Here is a 13902-nt window from a genome sequence, read left to right as displayed (position 1 = left end):
TTGCCAGGGCCGGCGATTTTATGCGCAAAGCCGGTAAGCGACCAAGCGAGTCTTCTCTATCACCGACGCGGGTGCCGTCTATAAGCCACGGTCACCACGGAACTGGAATAGCTGACGGCGCTGCTTCTTGCTTGGCCGGCCATCGGTTTCCACGCCAATACTGCCGGCCTTGCGCTGAGCGGCAGCGGCTTCGCGGCGGACGATGCTGTCTTCGGTCTCGCTATACAGCAGCTGCGCTTCGGGTGCACCACGGCGCACGGCGGACAATGCCTGCACCAGCACCGTGCGTTCGTCGAAGCCAATGCGGATCTGCAGCTCATCGCCGACCTTGGGTTCTTTGCCGGGCTTGCAGCGCTCGCCGCGACAATGCACCTTGCCACCTTCTATAGCTTCCTTGGCCTGGGCACGGGTCTTGAAGAAGCGTGCAGCCCATAGCCATTTATCCAAGCGTACTTTGTTGTCTTCGTCGTGGTCTTTCATGAACGGCCTTACGGTTTCGTGACGGCTCTACTCTAACCAATGATCCACGGGTGCGGTTGTCATACTGCGCAGCTAGAATCCCTTCACCTTTTGCGGAATGCCGCTTTTGAAGACATTCGACCAACTCACCGTTATCGGTCTGAAAGAATGGATTGCCCTGCCCGACCTCGGTGTGGCCGGCCTGCGCGCCAAGATCGACACCGGCGCCAGCACCTCCAGCCTGCATGCCACCGACATCGTTCCGTTCGAACGCAATGGCCAGCCTTGGGTGCGCTTCACCGCCCACCTCGGCACCCTGGTGCAACTGCGCCATCGTCACTGCGAAGCACCGCTGGTGGCAGTTAAAACCATCAAGAGCTCCAACGGTCACACCCAAAGCCGTTACGTGATTCGCACCAGCCTGGCCCTGGGTGACCGGGTGTGGCAGGTGGAATTCACCCTCGCCTGCCGCAGGGCCATGCGCTATCGCTTGCTGCTCGGTTCCAAAGCCCTGGTCGATGGCCAATTGGTGGTCAACCCGGGCCTCAGCTATATCCAGGACAAACCCTCTTTTCCGGCCTCCTCTACCTCTGCCACAGGTGCTGCATGAAGATTGCTGTGCTGTCGCGTAACCCGCGTCTGTATTCCACCCGTCGCCTGGTTGAAGCCGGCGAGGCGCGTGGCCATGAAATGGTAGTGATCGACACCCTGCGCGCCTATATGAACATCGCCAGTCACAAGCCGCAGATCCACTACCGCGGCAAGCCGCTGGAGGGCTTCGACGCGGTGATTCCGCGGATCGGTGCCTCGGTGACCTTCTATGGCTGCGCGGTGCTGCGCCAGTTCGAGATGATGGGTGTGTTTCCCCTCAACGAGTCCGTGGCCATCGCCCGCTCGCGGGACAAACTGCGCTCGCTGCAACTGCTTTCGCGCCGCGGCATCGGCCTGCCGGTGACCGGCTTTGCCCACTCGCCGGATGACATTCCCGACCTGATCCAGATGGTCAACGGTGCCCCTTTGGTGATCAAGGTGCTGGAAGGCACCCAGGGCATCGGTGTAGTGCTGTGCGAAACCGAGAAAGCGGCGGAGTCGGTGATCGAGGCTTTTATGGGCCTGAAGCAGAACATCATGGTGCAGGAATACATCAAGGAAGCCGGCGGTGCCGATATTCGCTGCTTTGTGGTGGGCGACAAGGTGATCGCTTCGATGAAACGTCAGGCCAAACCCGGCGAATTCCGCTCCAACCTGCACCGCGGTGGTACCGCCAGCCTGATCAAGATCACCCCGGAAGAACGCATGACCGCGATTCGCGCCGCCAAGGTGATGGGGTTGTCGGTGGCCGGTGTGGATATCCTGCGTTCCAACCATGGCCCACTGGTGATGGAGGTGAACTCCTCACCGGGCCTGGAAGGCATTGAAGTGACCACCGGCAAGGACGTCGGCAGCATCATCATTCAGCACCTGGAAAAGAACGGCGGGCCGAATATGGTGCGCACCAAGGGCAAGGGTTGAGCTGACGTATTTCCCGCAGGAGCGGCTTCAGCCGCGATGCTCTTGATCTAAAAGCATCGCGGCTGAAGCCGCTCCTACGGATATACGTGGCGATCAGAACACGTACGGCACAAACATCTTGGTGCGCTGCATATAGTCGCGGTACGCCTGGCCAAAAAACTCGGTGCATTCGGCTTCATCTCGCTTGGCCGCCAGGTACAGAAACCCACTCGCCCCCAGCGCGAGCAACCCGGTCAGCACGCCCGGCTGTTTGAAAAAAATGCCCCAGTTCAGCAGCTGCAGCGAGCAGAACAGCGGGTGGCGAATCAGTGAATAGATGCCGTCGGTGACCAGTTGCGAGGTGCGCTCGAAGGCATATAGCTCTTCATCAGTACGCTGTTCCGCACTCGGCCGGCCATCACGACGCAGCTGGTAGATGCCCAGAAACAGCACCACCAGCGACAGAAACAATAGCGTCCACGACACCTCCTGACTCCACGAGTAACGGTCGTCGAACCACACCGGTGCATTCAGCACCAGCAGCGCCAGCATCAGCTCCCAGGCCCAGAAGCGGTAAAACCCATGGGACTGCGGATGGCTTATGGCCCGCCAGGAGATCCCCACCAGCACGCCTGATCCCAGCACGAACGCCAGCCACTGTTGCCACATACCCTTCTCCTTTTATCGACCCTGCGACTTGCGCCCACCTCAGGCGCTGCGCCGCTTGCGGGCCCTCTGTTACACTGCCGGCCTTCGAAAATTCCTACCCGGCAGGCAATGGATCGCACCGAACTGCACACGCTGCTGCCCCACCAGGGCAATGCCCTCTGGCTGGATTGCCTGCTCGGCCATGATGCCCAGCGCATTCAGGGCTTGAGCGCGTGGCAGTATCTTGCCGCTTTCGGTGCCGATGCTTCGCCCTGTCTACTGTTCGAAGCGGCCGCCCAGCTATGTGCCGCGCATGGTGCCCTATACGGCGACGACAGTGCCATTGAAATGGCCCTGGTCGGCAAGCTCTCACAACTGCAGCTGCACCATGACCCTGATGAGCGCGAAGGCCCACTGCTGGTCGAGGCCACCCAGCAAGCACTGAGCCCTGCCGGTGCCCTGTATGCCTTCAGCATCCACGCCCACAACCACCTGCTACTGGACGGCAAATTGCTGCTGGTGCTGGTCCGTGCTTGAACTGCGCAACCTCGGCTACCGCTACCCGGGCAGCGAACGGGCGGCCTTGCAGAACATCAATCTGCAGCTGCATGCCGGCCAATGCCTGGGCCTGCTGGGTAGCAACGGTGCCGGCAAAACCACCCTACTGTCTCTGCTCAGCAATGTGCTGGCACCCCAACAAGGCCAGCTTATCTGGCATGGACCGCGCAGCCTGGCGCTGGTGCCACAGCAATTGGCGTTCTATGCCGGCCTGAAGGTGGGCGAAAACCTCGAGCTGTTTGCCGACCTCTATCGCCTGCGCGGTAGCGAGCGCCGTGAACGCCTGCAGTTGTGCATCGACTGCACGGGCCTCGCGGACAAGCTGCAGCGGCGCGCCGACAGCCTGTCCGGTGGCGAGCAGCGCCGATTGAATTTCGCCATCGGTCTGCTGCAACCGGCGCAGCTCTACCTGTTCGACGAAGCCACAGTCGGTGTCGATGCGCAGAGCCGGCAATTGCTGCTGGCCGCTGTCGAGCAACTGACCGCCAGCGGCAAGGCAGTGATCTACACCAGCCACTATCTGGAAGAAGTCGAACGGGTGGCCCAGCGCATTCTGCTGCTGCATGAAGGCCAGGTGCGCCTGGACCTCGATACCAGCCAGCTGCTTGGTGCCGATCATGGCTTGTTGCTGGAATGGCCCGAGCAACCACCAGCCGGTTTGGCCGCCGTGCTCACGCGCCTGGAACTGAGTGCCGAATTGCTCCCACGGGGCCTGCGTATCGCCGCGCTGGATGGCAGGCAGCTGGCGGTGATCAGCGACTTTGTCGCCAGCCAATCACCGCTGCCCACCCTGATGCGTTTCGGCCGTCCCTCGCTGGAGCAGCTGTACCTGCGCCTCAACGGAGGCCAGCTATGAGGCTCACCGCCCTGATGCGCAAAGAGGCGCTGCTGCTGGTGCGCGACCCCCATGCCCTGGCGGTGCTGTTTATCATGCCGGCGCTGTTTCTGCTGCTGATGGCCGGGGCCATGTCCAGCTATATGCAGGACCGTTTGCCGCCCTTGCAGTTGAGTCTGGAAGTGCCGCAGCAGAGTGAAGCCAGCGAGTTTTTCCGCACCGCGCTGCAAGCGCAACTGCCCGATAGCCCGATTGGCAGTGAGGCCCGCGTCGGCTTGGCCAGCGTGCGCCTGGCCGCGGATTTCTTCGACACGCTACTGACTACTCCGCATCAAGGTCCGAGCCTCAGTTTCCCGGCACAGTTCGATCGCCTGTCGCGCCAGCGCTTGCACAGCGCCGTCAGCATCGCCCTGGCGCAGACCCGCCTGCTCGCCTACCTGCAAGACAGCGGCGCGCTGGACCCACAGCTAAGCGCTGCCGAACGCCTGGAACTGATTCAGCAGCGCACCCAAAGCCAGATCGACGAGCAGCAGCAACTGGCCAATGGCGACCTCAGCAGCCAGGCCAATGCCACGCAGATGAGCGTGCCGGCCTGGCTGATCTTCGGCATGTTTTTCGTCGTGCTACCGATGGCTGGCGGTTTTCAGCGCGAGCAGCAGAGCGGCACGCTGCTGCGCCTGCGCTGCCTGGGGCTGAGCCTGCGCACCCTGGTGCTGAGCAAGGTGCTGCCGTATATGGCGCTCAACCTGCTGCAGTTTGTCTTGCTGCTGACGCTCGGGGTTTATGGTTTGCCGGCCCTGGGCCTGGAGCCGTTGAACTTGCCGGGCAGTCCCTTGGCCTATCTGCTGCTGGCGCTCAGCATTGCCCTGACCACCAGTTGCCTCGGCCTGCTGCTCGCCGCCCTGGCACGCAGTGCCGAACAGGCGCTGCTGCTTGGCGGCGGAATCAATATTCTGCTGGCGGCCATCGGCGGCATCATGGTGCCCAAGAGCGTGATGCCGGCGGCCATGGCCCAACTGGCCGAAGTGTCTCCCATGAGCTGGGCGCTGGACGCCTTTCTCACCCTGCTGGTGGGCCACGGCTCACTGGCCGACATCGCCCCCTACTGCCTGCGCCTGCTGCTGCTTGCCGCCGTGCTGGGTTCGTTGGGGTTGTTCCTGTTCAAGCAGCGAGTGCAGCACACGCAATGGACCACACACTATTAGAACAACAGCTCAAACAGCTGCTGATCCGCGAATGCGACAAGGAAGACGATATCGACTGGCAAAGCATCGCCGACGATGAGCCGCTGTTCGGCCCGAAAAGCCGCATCCAGATGGACAGCCTCGACGCCCTGCAGGTGTCCCTGGCCTTGCAACAGCATTACAACGTGCGCATCGAAGGTGCCAAAGACGGCCGGCGTATTCTCAACACCATCGCCACCATCGCCGCCTATATCAGGCAGTCGCAGTGACCCCGGTGTACCTGCAACGCGGTGCCCTGCAGTGCGCCCTGGGCGACAATCTGCTCGCCGCCAGTCAGGCGCTGAGCCAGGGGCAACAGGCCCAAGGGCGCGAATTTCTGCTGCATGAACTGCAGCAGCCGCGCACATACCTGAACGTGCCCGGTGACGAGCAAACTCTCGACCAGCGCCTGGATCGCCTGCTCGGCGAAACGCTTGGCGCTGAGCACGGCACCCTCGACGATTGCCTGCTGATCGTCGCCAGCACCAGCCTGGATATCACCGACCTGGAAACCCTGGCCAGCGCCCAGGGACAGTTTCTGCCCAGCGACTCCACGCCCCTGGATCTGCTCGCCGAACAGCTGCGCCGGCGCTGGGGTTTTGCCGACGCCTTCACCCTTAACACCGCCTGCACCAGCGCGGCCAATGCCTTGCTGTATGGCGCGCGCCTGTTGAACAACGGGCAGTTTTCCCGAGCCTTGGTGCTGGCCTTCGAAACCCCCAGCGCGCTGGCCATGCAGGGATTTGGTGCCCTTGACCTGCTGAGCCCCAGCGGCAATTACCGGCCGTTTCACCCCGAACGTGACGGCCTGGTACTGGGCGAAACCTATGCCGCCGCCCTGCTCTGCCGGCAGCCTGGCGAAGCGCCCTTGGCACGCCTGCTCGGCGGTTTCAGCGCCTGCGACACCAGCAGCCTGACCACCACCCGCGAAGATGGCAGCCATATCCACTGGGTGATGCAACAAGCGCTCAACAGTGCGCAACGCAGTGCCGACGACGTCGCCCTGGTCAAGCTGCACGGCACCGCCACCCAGGCCAACGACCATGCCGAAAGCAATGGCATGCGCAGCCTGTATAGCGAGCGGATGCCCGCCTTGTGCGTACTCAAACCCTGGCTCGGCCACACCCTCGGTGCCTGCGGCCTGAGCGAAACCTTGCTGCTGATGCACGCCCTGCAACAGGGCCAGTTGCCGGGCCTGGACTATGCCGGCGCGGCCAGCCTGCCCCTGAGCGGCGAGCCCATCACCTTGAGTAACGACGCGCTGTTGTTGGCCAACTTCTTCGGCTTTGGCGGCAATAACGCCAGTCTGGTGTTGCAGTACGTGGGAGGTGCGCAATGAACGTGATTGCCGCCAGTGAAATCCGTGGCTCGGCCAGCACCAGCGACAAAGACTTGAAAGCGGCGCTGAGCCAATGGCTGAGCAATCCGCCACGGCGTATTGACCGCCTGATTTTTCAGGCACTGCTTGGCGCTGCCGCATTGAAAGAACACGTGCGCAGCGACTGCGGCCTGTACCTCGCCTCTCGCCACCCCGCACGGCCGACCATGATCGCCCTGCTGGAGGCGGTGTGCGTGCAGCACAAACAACCCAAGCCCTTCGAGTTTGTGAATAGCGTCAGCAATGCCGCCGGCTTTCATGTGGCGCAGCAGTTGGGGCTGGAAGGGCCGAACCTGTTTATCGGCGCAGGGCCACGGGTGTGGTCGCAGTTGCTCGGCCTGGCGCGGCTGGATTTGCAGGCTCAGGTGATCAGCCAGGCGTTGCTGCTGGTGGTGGATGAGCCGGGGGATTTTTGTGTGCAGGGGGTGTTGGTCGAGGGCCATGAACGCTTGACGGCGGCCAGCTTTGCCGAGCTGAGCGTAGGCATTTCCGTTAAAACCCTGGACCTTCTGTAGATCAAAAGCATCGCGGCTGAAGCCGCTCCTACGGAGCACCGCGAGTACTCGTAGGAGCGGCTTCAGCCGCGATTGCTCCTCAGCCTTTACGCTTGGCCCAAGCGCCCAACTCTTTCATCAACGCCCGCTCCTGCAACGCAATCCCCCGCAACGATTGTGCAATCGGCGCGAAGTTCGGCGCTTCGGTTTTACTCCGGCTGGCCCGCACGCAGGCCGAGGCAAACTGCCGCCAGTTGTCGCCGATGGCGGTGAGCTGCATCGACGCTTCCTGCAGCGTGCTGTCGCCGAGTCTCTCTCCTGCTTCCTGCAAAAAGCTCGCGTACATAAAGCGAAAGCCTGCGCCGCCAGTGCCGATTTCTTCCTGCATGCGCACGATATGGGTGAGGTACAGGCGGTTGTACTTCACCTGACTCGGGTCCAGCTGTTCAACTTTGCTGGCCAGGTGCTGAATGCCGCGAATGCCGATCCACGGCAGCGGCATGCCATCGAGAATGCGCGTGGTGGACAGCACGCTCTGGCGGATCAACTTGCTCCAGTCCTGCTCCAGCGGCACATCGTCCAGCCAGTACATCAGGCCCTTGGCGGCCAGAGCGCCTTTGGCGAAGCGGGCTTTTTGCAGGTCTTCGCTGGCGCAGCGCACCGGCTCTTCGAACACCGGATCGCTGATCAGGTAGTCGTTGCCTTCACGGCCATAGGCCAACAGATTGTGGGCGTTGAAGTGAAAACGCATCTCCGGGGGAAAGTACGGCAGCCAGAACACCGAACTCTGCAGGCCAGCCAGGCGACCGCTGTCCAGCGCCGCGTCGAGGGCCAGGCGGCCCTGCTCGGGTTTGCCGAAGGTTTGCGTGTGCAGCTTGGCCCCCAGGCGTTTGCTCAGGGTTTTGATCAGGTGCTTGGGCGGCATGCGGTAGGCAATCAGCGGCATGCCGCTGAGTTTGACGATCGGCAGGTAGGCGAAGGCCAACCCCGAGGCCAGGCCAAACGCCATGGGTTCGCTCATGGGCAGACCGGCATGGGTCAGCAGACTGGCCATCACGCCGCTTTCGCAGTGGGCGCTCTGCCGGTGTTGGAAACTGCTCATGCCTTTTCCTTGTGCTGATAGTGAGTCAGGTCGGCCAGCGGCAAACCGAAAGCGTCGGCATAACGGCCGAGAATCGCGGGCGAAAGACGCTGATACACCGCCGGGCGAAAGTGCCGACGGATGCGCCATTGAAACAGTCCGGTGATCTGCGCCAACGCCGGCTCATCCAGACGGTAGCGGTACATCAGAAACTTCAGCGGCGACAGCTCGCCACGTTGCCAGGCGGCATTGGCTGCGGCGGCCAGGTCTTCAAGTTCTTGCACCGCCAGCTGCGTGGCATAGGCCTCAGGTTCCCAGCCATCGCTTTGCGAACCCTGGTAATGGCCGGCGGCATCTACGGCGTAAACCAGTTTGCTGTGACCGCCGTAGGTGGAGCTGTGGTCTTGCGGCACCTCATCAAGCTTCATTGCCAACCACCGTCAGATGCATAAAGGCACTGGAGAAACGCCCGCTCTCGGGCACGTAGCACAGCAGGCGCTGACCGCTGTGCAGGCGGCCGCCATTGAAGAGTTCTTCGAGCATGATAAAGATCGACGCAGCGCCGGTATTGCCCTTGCTGGTGAGGTTGGTGAACCAACGTTCCTGGGGAATCGGCAGGTCGGCGTTGCGCAGGCCAACGGCCAGGCGCTCGCGGAAGAATTCCGAGGAATAATGCGGCAGAAACAGGTCGATATCGTCGGCGTGCAAGGTGCGCTTGGACATGATCCGTTGCAGCGCCTGCTCCACGGTGTATTTGACGATATTGTCGTTAAGCAGTTTGACGTTCTGCTTGATCGCCATCACCGAACGGCGGCTGCGCTCCTCAGCGTCGTAGCGGCTCCAGCCGACCAACTGGCCGTCTTCCATATCGGCCCCGGCGTACATGCAGGCGGGCATCTGATCGGCGAAGGAATAGATATCCAGCCAGTCGATGCGCAGGCTCAGGCCTTTGGCGTTGGCCTGTTGTTGCAGCAGCACGGCGCCGGCACCGTCGGAGAGCATCCAGCGCAGAAAGTCTTTTTCAAAGGCGATTTCCGGATGGCTTTCCAACTCGTCGACGCGGCTTTCATATTCGGCGTTGAAGTTCTTCGCCTGCATCAGCACCGAGGCCACTTCCGAACCGCAAGCTACCGCGTGCTGGCTTTCGCCGCTGGCGACGCTGAGCCAGGCGTATTTCAGCGCGCTCATACCGCACAGGCAGATGCCGGCGGTGGACACCACTTCGCACGGTGGATTGCCCAGCTCGCCATGCACCATCACCGCGTGGTTGGGCATCACCTGATCGGGGGACGAGCTGCTGGCCACCAGGCAGTCGAGCTGGTCGAGCTCAAAGCCGTCGCCGGCCAGGCCGCGAATGGCTTCGGCGCTGACCTGGGCGTTAGTCATGCTCGGCTCGCCGCTGGCGGGGTCGATCACATAGTGGCGGCTTTGAATGCCGTTGCTGCGCAGCACCAGTTTGCGCGCCCGCGAGGGGCGTGCACCGACCAGGCCCAGGCGCGCTTCCATGCTGTCGTTGTCGACCGCGTCATGGGGCAGAAAGGCGCTGATGCGGTTGATGTATACGGGTTGAACCACGGTACTTCCTTTTTCGGTGCTGCCTCGAGTCACTGCAGAGCGCGCAGCGCAACGCCGGCGCGCTCATCACTCACCGGACGGACCGGCAAAGTAGGCTTTCTGCCGCTGGATACGGGCTTTGAACAGCGGTGCCAGCAGCTTCTTCAGAACGGCGCCGAGCGGCACCACGGTAATGATCAGGCACAGCAGAAACGCCACATACACCACCAGCCCCAGGCCGCGGCGCAGGCTTTGCTGCGGGCCGATAAACGCCAGCAGACGGCTCCACATCTGGAAACTGCGATTACCGACGGTTTCGCTGCCGATCAGTTTTTCGTCCACGCGTACCGCGCCCAGGCCTTGCAGCATGGGTTCGCGCAACGGGGTGTTGTCGGCGCAGAGGCGCTGGGCAATGGCTTCGCCAAAACGGCTGGAGGCGGCAATCTCAGCTTCGTCGATACCGGCGCGCGGCACCCAGCTGTAGGGCTTCTGCCGGCCGGTGAACATCCACAACGGGGTGGAAAGAAAACTGGCGGCGGTGCCGCAGGCGTCGGTGAGAGCCACGTTGTCGAGCAGACGTGCGCCCAGCTGGCTCAGGCGGGTTTTGAGTTTTTCCTGGGCCATCAGCCACATATTGCGGCAGCCGATCACCGTCACCACCGGCGTATCGCGCAACAGACGCGCGGCTTCTGGCGAGGCGAGAAAGCTGGTGATCGGCAACGAAGGCGTGAGGAACCACACCTGGTAGGCCAGAATGATCAGGTCGTAACGTTTGTCAGGATCGACCGCCAAGGGTTTCAGCGGCTGCGGGCGCATCAGCACGGTCTCCGGGAATATCCGGAAAAAGCTGAGAAAGGGCCAGGGAAAGGGGTAAGGTTGCGCAGGTTCGACGCGGAGGAAATCCACCTGGATATCATCGCGCTGCAGTAGCGGGCCGCACACGGCATTGACCAGCCGGCTCAACTGCCCTGTCTGTGAATAGTGAACCACCAACACCTGACGCATAACGCGCGCAATCCTTGCAACAAAGTGCCGGAATTATGCCACACAGAATTCATACGTCCGTAACCATGCTGGGCAGATCTGCCGGCTTGTTGCTGTTACTCGTCGGGGCGCAGGCCGTGGCGGGCGACATTGTGGTCAAGATTGATGGCGTTCAGGCCGAGGGCGAAGTGGCCCTGGCGCTGGTGTTTGCCGATCAACAAGCGTGGCCTGCCACGGTGCTGCGCCAAGTGCACAGCCGCGAGCCCACGGTGCGTCTGCGCAACTTGCCGCCGGGGCGTTATGCGTTGCAGCTGTATCAGGACAGCAATGGCAATGGCCAGCTGGATGTAAGCCCGCGCGGGGTGCCGTTGGAGCCGGTGGGGTTTTCCAACAACCCCGCCCTGCTCACGGGGAAGCCGGCACCGTTGAAGTGCGGGTTTGAGCATGGGGCGGGCGATACCGAGGTGCAGATCACGCTGCAATCGCCCAAGGCCAAACGCTAGCCGGATAACTCTTCGTAGGAGCGGCTTCAGCCGCGATGCTTTTGCTTCAAGAGCATCGCGACTGAAGCCGCTCCTACGGATTGCCTACAACAAGACGCGTTATTTCTTGATCAACCCATCCGGCGTCCGCCAGATCAGCTTGCCGGTTTCATAGCCTTGGCCTTTGGCGACATCCAGCAGTTTCTCGCGCATGGCGGGTTTCAGCTCCGGAGTGCGCGACAGCAGCCACAGGTACTCGTGGTTCGGGCTGCCGACCAGGGCGGCGGTGTAGTCGTCATCCAGGTACAGCACCCAGTATTCACCCTTCGTCACCCCAGGCAGCACGTCGCTGACCCAGTTATCGAAGGTCACCCAGAGCTTGTCGGTCTTGCCCTTCTCTTGCGGCACCGCCTCGCCTTTGGCTTCCTGCCATTTGCCCTCAAGGGTGCGGCAACGGTTGAGCACACCGACCTTGCCATCGGCCTGCAAGGTGTAATGGGCCTCGGACTGCGCGCAGTCGCGCTGGAAGAACATCGGCAGACGCGCCGCCTCGTACCAGGAGCCTTGGTAACGTTCGAGGTCGACCTTGTCCACAGTTTTCGGTGGCACCGGGCCGGTGCCGGAGTTGCTGCAGCCGACCAGTAAGGCGGCCGCGCATAGCGACAGAAGCAAACGCATAAAACGTCTCCCTTATTTCAAGCCATGGCCCGCGAACACCACCACTTTGTCGCCGGCGTATTGAATGCTGATGTAACGCTCTTTATCGCCCCAGGTGCAGCTCGACAGGCCGAGGGCACCGGAGCAGTCGCTGGGCGTACCGAGCAGGTTTTCCACTTCGGCCTTGTTCATGCCGACCTGGATTTTCGAGTAGTTGTCCTGATTGACCTTGCTGCAGGCGGTGATCAACACGCAAACCGACAGCAAAAGGAAGCGACGCAGGGTCATGAATAAGCTCCAGGGAATGGTGAGAACAGCGTGGCGCAGGCGGCCAGCAACTGCCTGCTTGGACGTCAGAAGCCGGAACCGGGTTCCTTTAGGTAGGAAATTTCCTCGACCGTACTGCCGCGGCCAAGTGCCTGATTGCGATGGGGAAAACGCCCGAAGCGAGCAATTACCCGTTGGTGGCGTTCAGCGTAGTCGAGGTAATCGAGGAAGTACGGGCGATCTTCGTCGCTGATCTGCTCAAGCAAGCTGCCAAACAGTTCGATGGCCAGATTCTGGCTGTCGAGGTTCTCGGCATGCTCCAGCACCAGGTACACAAAAACTTGTTCGAGGGGTGCCAGGGCCTGCTCCCAGCCGGCGGCAAGGCCACGGGCGACCAGCTGTTGGGCGCGTATGTCGCCGGAATAGGCGAAGGGGCTGTCGCGGTAAATCATGCGGGGCAGCTGGTCGAGCAAGAGGATCAGCGCCAGCCAACCCTCTGCGGTTTCACTCCAGGCTTCCAGTTCGCCCGCCAACGCCTGCCGCACCAAAGGTGCGAAGTGTTCACGGGCGTAGTCGTCCTGGCTGTCACGCTTGCCGAACCACAGGGTGTTCTGCGTGCTTGCCACCTCGACCGCCGTCTCGCCTGGACCAAACCACCAGTCCAGCAACGGCTGCCAAGGGGCGCTCATGGCTTAGCCCTGGTGGTAGGCAGTAACGCGCTCGACTTCTTCCTTCGAGCCCAGGTAAACCGCCACACGCTGGTGCAGGGAGGTCGGCTGGATATCGAGAATGCGCTGCAGACCGTTGGTGGAAACACCACCGGCCTGCTCGACGATAAAGGACATCGGGTTGGCTTCGTACATCAGGCGCAGCTTGCCCGGCTTGCTCGGCTCGCGGGAATCACGCGGGTACATAAACAGGCCACCACGGGTAAGGATGCGGTGTACGTCGGCAACCATGGCTGCGACCCAACGCATGTTGTAGTTCTTGCCCAGCGGACCCTCTTCACCGGCCAACAGCTCTTCCACGTAACGGCTGACTGGCGGCTCCCAGTGGCGCGAGTTGGACATGTTGATGGCGAATTCGGCGGTGCTTTCCGGGATGCGGATATCGTCGTGGGTGAGCACAAAGCTGCCCAGTTCGCGGTCCAGGGTGAAACCTTTGACGCCATTACCCAAGGTCAGCACCAGCATGGTCTGCGGGCCGTAGATGGCGTAGCCAGCACACACTTGTTTGGTGCCCGGTTGCAGGAAGGCTTGCTCGTCCAGCGAATCGTTCTGGCTCAGGTATTCGTCCGGGCAACGCAGTACCGAGAAGATGGTGCCGACGGAGACGTTGACGTCGATGTTGGAGGAACCATCCAGCGGGTCGAATACCAGCAGGTAGGCACCTTTCGGGTATTTGCCAGGAATCTGGTAGGCGTTGTCCATTTCTTCGGACGCCATACCGGCCAGGTGGCCGCCCCATTCGTTGGCTTCGAGGAGAATCTCGTTGGAGATCACGTCGAGCTTCTTCTGTACTTCACCCTGCACGTTTTCGGTGCCCATGCTGCCCAGTACGCCACCGAGGGCGCCCTTGGATACCGCATGGCTGATCTCTTTGCAGGCACGCGCGACCACTTCAATCAGGAAGCGCAGATCGGCGGGGGTATTGTTGCTTCGGGTCTGCTCGATCAAGTAGCGGCTGAGGGTAACGCGGGACATGGAGTGCTCCAGAGGGTTTGAAATCCCGCGCAGTTTAGCGCGAGTCTGCCTGCAATTCCTCCTGTCAGACCCGGGGGCCGTCAGGAGA

19 protein-coding genes are annotated in these 13902 nt (G+C 61.9%); 9 read left to right on the top strand and 10 right to left on the bottom strand.

Annotated features, from left to right (window positions below; genetic code table 11):
- Nucleotides 1–78: 78 nt before the first annotated feature.
- A complete protein-coding gene (locus ACVW0Y_RS02765) occupies nucleotides 79–480 on the bottom strand; it encodes an RNA-binding S4 domain-containing protein (protein ID WP_457435898.1) in 402 nt (133 codons plus the stop codon).
- A 106-nt stretch (nucleotides 481–586) separates the two neighbouring features.
- Between ACVW0Y_RS02765 and rimB the strand changes: the two genes are divergently transcribed.
- Both rimB and rimK read left to right on the top strand, forming a co-directional pair.
- Nucleotides 587–1069, top strand: a complete 483-nt coding sequence (gene rimB / locus ACVW0Y_RS02760) for a retropepsin-like aspartic endopeptidase RimB (RefSeq protein ID WP_457435897.1) — start codon at nucleotides 587–589, stop codon at nucleotides 1067–1069.
- Nucleotides 1066–1971, top strand: coding sequence for a 30S ribosomal protein S6--L-glutamate ligase (gene rimK / locus ACVW0Y_RS02755; RefSeq protein WP_108096487.1), 906 nt, complete (start codon nucleotides 1066–1068; stop codon nucleotides 1969–1971). Before rimB ends, rimK begins: the two co-directional genes overlap by 4 nt.
- Before the next feature lie 93 nt (nucleotides 1972–2064).
- Here the strand turns inward: rimK and ACVW0Y_RS02750 are convergent, their stop codons facing one another.
- On the bottom strand, nucleotides 2065–2619 hold the full coding sequence (locus ACVW0Y_RS02750; protein ID WP_457435895.1) for a methyltransferase family protein: 555 nt from the start codon (nucleotides 2617–2619) through the stop codon (nucleotides 2065–2067).
- A gap of 108 nt (nucleotides 2620–2727) precedes the next feature.
- Between ACVW0Y_RS02750 and ACVW0Y_RS02745 the strand changes: the two genes are divergently transcribed.
- Genes ACVW0Y_RS02745 through ACVW0Y_RS02720 form a run of 6 tightly spaced genes read left to right on the top strand, consistent with a single transcriptional unit; the run spans nucleotide 2728 to nucleotide 7107 of the window.
- Complete coding sequence (locus ACVW0Y_RS02745; RefSeq protein WP_457435894.1) at nucleotides 2728–3135, top strand: beta-hydroxyacyl-ACP dehydratase; 408 nt, start codon at nucleotides 2728–2730, stop codon at nucleotides 3133–3135.
- Complete coding sequence (locus ACVW0Y_RS02740) at nucleotides 3128–4012, top strand: ABC transporter ATP-binding protein (protein WP_457435893.1); 885 nt, start codon at nucleotides 3128–3130, stop codon at nucleotides 4010–4012. The genes ACVW0Y_RS02745 and ACVW0Y_RS02740 overlap by 8 nt, the downstream gene beginning before the upstream one ends.
- Nucleotides 4009–5196 (top strand): ABC transporter permease, encoded by a 1188-nt coding sequence (locus ACVW0Y_RS02735; protein WP_457435891.1) that lies wholly within the window; start codon nucleotides 4009–4011, stop codon nucleotides 5194–5196. Before ACVW0Y_RS02740 ends, ACVW0Y_RS02735 begins: the two co-directional genes overlap by 4 nt.
- Nucleotides 5178–5444, top strand: a complete 267-nt coding sequence (locus tag ACVW0Y_RS02730) for an acyl carrier protein (RefSeq protein ID WP_108096492.1) — start codon at nucleotides 5178–5180, stop codon at nucleotides 5442–5444. Before ACVW0Y_RS02735 ends, ACVW0Y_RS02730 begins: the two co-directional genes overlap by 19 nt.
- Nucleotides 5441–6553: a beta-ketoacyl synthase N-terminal-like domain-containing protein gene (locus tag ACVW0Y_RS02725; RefSeq protein ID WP_457435890.1), complete on the top strand. Its 1113-nt coding sequence runs from the start codon at nucleotides 5441–5443 to the stop codon at nucleotides 6551–6553. The genes ACVW0Y_RS02730 and ACVW0Y_RS02725 overlap by 4 nt, the downstream gene beginning before the upstream one ends.
- Nucleotides 6550–7107 carry a hypothetical protein gene (locus ACVW0Y_RS02720; RefSeq protein WP_457435888.1) on the top strand — a complete coding sequence of 186 codons (558 nt, stop codon included), beginning with the start codon at nucleotides 6550–6552 and terminating at the stop codon, nucleotides 7105–7107. Before ACVW0Y_RS02725 ends, ACVW0Y_RS02720 begins: the two co-directional genes overlap by 4 nt.
- A 79-nt stretch (nucleotides 7108–7186) precedes the next feature.
- Here ACVW0Y_RS02720 and ACVW0Y_RS02715 read toward each other — a convergent pair whose 3' ends face one another.
- The 4 genes from ACVW0Y_RS02715 to ACVW0Y_RS02700 all read right to left on the bottom strand — a co-directional run bounded on the left by ACVW0Y_RS02715 (nucleotide 7187) and on the right by ACVW0Y_RS02700 (nucleotide 10726).
- On the bottom strand, nucleotides 7187–8188 hold the full coding sequence (locus ACVW0Y_RS02715) for a BtrH N-terminal domain-containing protein (protein ID WP_457435887.1): 1002 nt from the start codon (nucleotides 8186–8188) through the stop codon (nucleotides 7187–7189).
- Nucleotides 8185–8595 carry a hypothetical protein gene (locus tag ACVW0Y_RS02710; protein WP_457435886.1) on the bottom strand — a complete coding sequence of 137 codons (411 nt, stop codon included), beginning with the start codon at nucleotides 8593–8595 and terminating at the stop codon, nucleotides 8185–8187. The genes ACVW0Y_RS02715 and ACVW0Y_RS02710 overlap by 4 nt, the downstream gene beginning before the upstream one ends.
- Nucleotides 8585–9742 carry a beta-ketoacyl-ACP synthase III gene (locus ACVW0Y_RS02705; protein ID WP_457435885.1) on the bottom strand — a complete coding sequence of 386 codons (1158 nt, stop codon included), beginning with the start codon at nucleotides 9740–9742 and terminating at the stop codon, nucleotides 8585–8587. The genes ACVW0Y_RS02710 and ACVW0Y_RS02705 overlap by 11 nt, the downstream gene beginning before the upstream one ends.
- A gap of 66 nt (nucleotides 9743–9808) precedes the next feature.
- Nucleotides 9809–10726 carry a dialkylrecorsinol condensing enzyme gene (locus ACVW0Y_RS02700; RefSeq protein ID WP_457435884.1) on the bottom strand — a complete coding sequence of 306 codons (918 nt, stop codon included), beginning with the start codon at nucleotides 10724–10726 and terminating at the stop codon, nucleotides 9809–9811.
- 65 nt (nucleotides 10727–10791) lie between these two features.
- Between ACVW0Y_RS02700 and ACVW0Y_RS02695 the strand changes: the two genes are divergently transcribed.
- Nucleotides 10792–11208, top strand: a complete 417-nt coding sequence (locus ACVW0Y_RS02695) for a DUF2141 domain-containing protein (RefSeq protein WP_457435882.1) — start codon at nucleotides 10792–10794, stop codon at nucleotides 11206–11208.
- A 99-nt stretch (nucleotides 11209–11307) separates the two neighbouring features.
- Here the strand turns inward: ACVW0Y_RS02695 and ACVW0Y_RS02690 are convergent, their stop codons facing one another.
- The 4 genes from ACVW0Y_RS02690 to ACVW0Y_RS02675 all read right to left on the bottom strand — a co-directional run bounded on the left by ACVW0Y_RS02690 (nucleotide 11308) and on the right by ACVW0Y_RS02675 (nucleotide 13814).
- Nucleotides 11308–11865 (bottom strand): lipocalin family protein, encoded by a 558-nt coding sequence (locus ACVW0Y_RS02690; protein WP_457435881.1) that lies wholly within the window; start codon nucleotides 11863–11865, stop codon nucleotides 11308–11310.
- Between the two features lie 12 nt (nucleotides 11866–11877).
- Entirely contained in the window at nucleotides 11878–12132 is a 255-nt protein-coding gene (gene bamE / locus ACVW0Y_RS02685) for an outer membrane protein assembly factor BamE domain-containing protein (RefSeq protein WP_457435880.1), read from the bottom strand.
- Between the two features lie 65 nt (nucleotides 12133–12197).
- Complete coding sequence (locus ACVW0Y_RS02680; protein ID WP_457435879.1) at nucleotides 12198–12800, bottom strand: DUF924 family protein; 603 nt, start codon at nucleotides 12798–12800, stop codon at nucleotides 12198–12200.
- A 3-nt stretch (nucleotides 12801–12803) separates the two neighbouring features.
- A complete protein-coding gene (locus ACVW0Y_RS02675; protein WP_457435878.1) occupies nucleotides 12804–13814 on the bottom strand; it encodes a class 1 fructose-bisphosphatase in 1011 nt (336 codons plus the stop codon).
- Nucleotides 13815–13902: the final 88 nt, after the last annotated feature.

This window comes from Pseudomonas sp. TE3786 (genome assembly GCF_054057335.1).
This window is presented reverse-complemented; position numbering and strand designations above follow the sequence as displayed.

Excerpts from the sequence above, each read along its gene's own strand:
- ACVW0Y_RS02710 (WP_457435886.1), bottom strand. The coding sequence starts at position 8,595 with ATGAAGCTTGATGAGGTGCCGCAAGACCACAGCTCCACCTACGGCGGT.
- ACVW0Y_RS02765 (WP_457435898.1), bottom strand. The coding sequence starts at position 480 with ATGAAAGACCACGACGAAGACAACAAAGTACGCTTGGATAAATGGCTA.
- ACVW0Y_RS02730 (WP_108096492.1), top strand. The coding sequence starts at position 5,178 with ATGGACCACACACTATTAGAACAACAGCTCAAACAGCTGCTGATCCGC.
- ACVW0Y_RS02680 (WP_457435879.1), bottom strand. The coding sequence starts at position 12,800 with ATGAGCGCCCCTTGGCAGCCGTTGCTGGACTGGTGGTTTGGTCCAGGC.
- ACVW0Y_RS02745 (WP_457435894.1), top strand. The coding sequence starts at position 2,728 with ATGGATCGCACCGAACTGCACACGCTGCTGCCCCACCAGGGCAATGCC.
- ACVW0Y_RS02675 (WP_457435878.1), bottom strand. The coding sequence starts at position 13,814 with ATGTCCCGCGTTACCCTCAGCCGCTACTTGATCGAGCAGACCCGAAGC.
- rimK (WP_108096487.1), top strand. The coding sequence starts at position 1,066 with ATGAAGATTGCTGTGCTGTCGCGTAACCCGCGTCTGTATTCCACCCGT.
- bamE (WP_457435880.1), bottom strand. The coding sequence starts at position 12,132 with ATGACCCTGCGTCGCTTCCTTTTGCTGTCGGTTTGCGTGTTGATCACC.
- ACVW0Y_RS02750 (WP_457435895.1), bottom strand. The coding sequence starts at position 2,619 with ATGTGGCAACAGTGGCTGGCGTTCGTGCTGGGATCAGGCGTGCTGGTG.
- ACVW0Y_RS02715 (WP_457435887.1), bottom strand. The coding sequence starts at position 8,188 with ATGAGCAGTTTCCAACACCGGCAGAGCGCCCACTGCGAAAGCGGCGTG.
- ACVW0Y_RS02700 (WP_457435884.1), bottom strand. The coding sequence starts at position 10,726 with ATGCGTCAGGTGTTGGTGGTTCACTATTCACAGACAGGGCAGTTGAGC.
- ACVW0Y_RS02695 (WP_457435882.1), top strand. The coding sequence starts at position 10,792 with ATGCTGGGCAGATCTGCCGGCTTGTTGCTGTTACTCGTCGGGGCGCAG.
- ACVW0Y_RS02735 (WP_457435891.1), top strand. The coding sequence starts at position 4,009 with ATGAGGCTCACCGCCCTGATGCGCAAAGAGGCGCTGCTGCTGGTGCGC.
- ACVW0Y_RS02690 (WP_457435881.1), bottom strand. The coding sequence starts at position 11,865 with ATGCGTTTGCTTCTGTCGCTATGCGCGGCCGCCTTACTGGTCGGCTGC.
- ACVW0Y_RS02720 (WP_457435888.1), top strand. The coding sequence starts at position 6,550 with ATGAACGTGATTGCCGCCAGTGAAATCCGTGGCTCGGCCAGCACCAGC.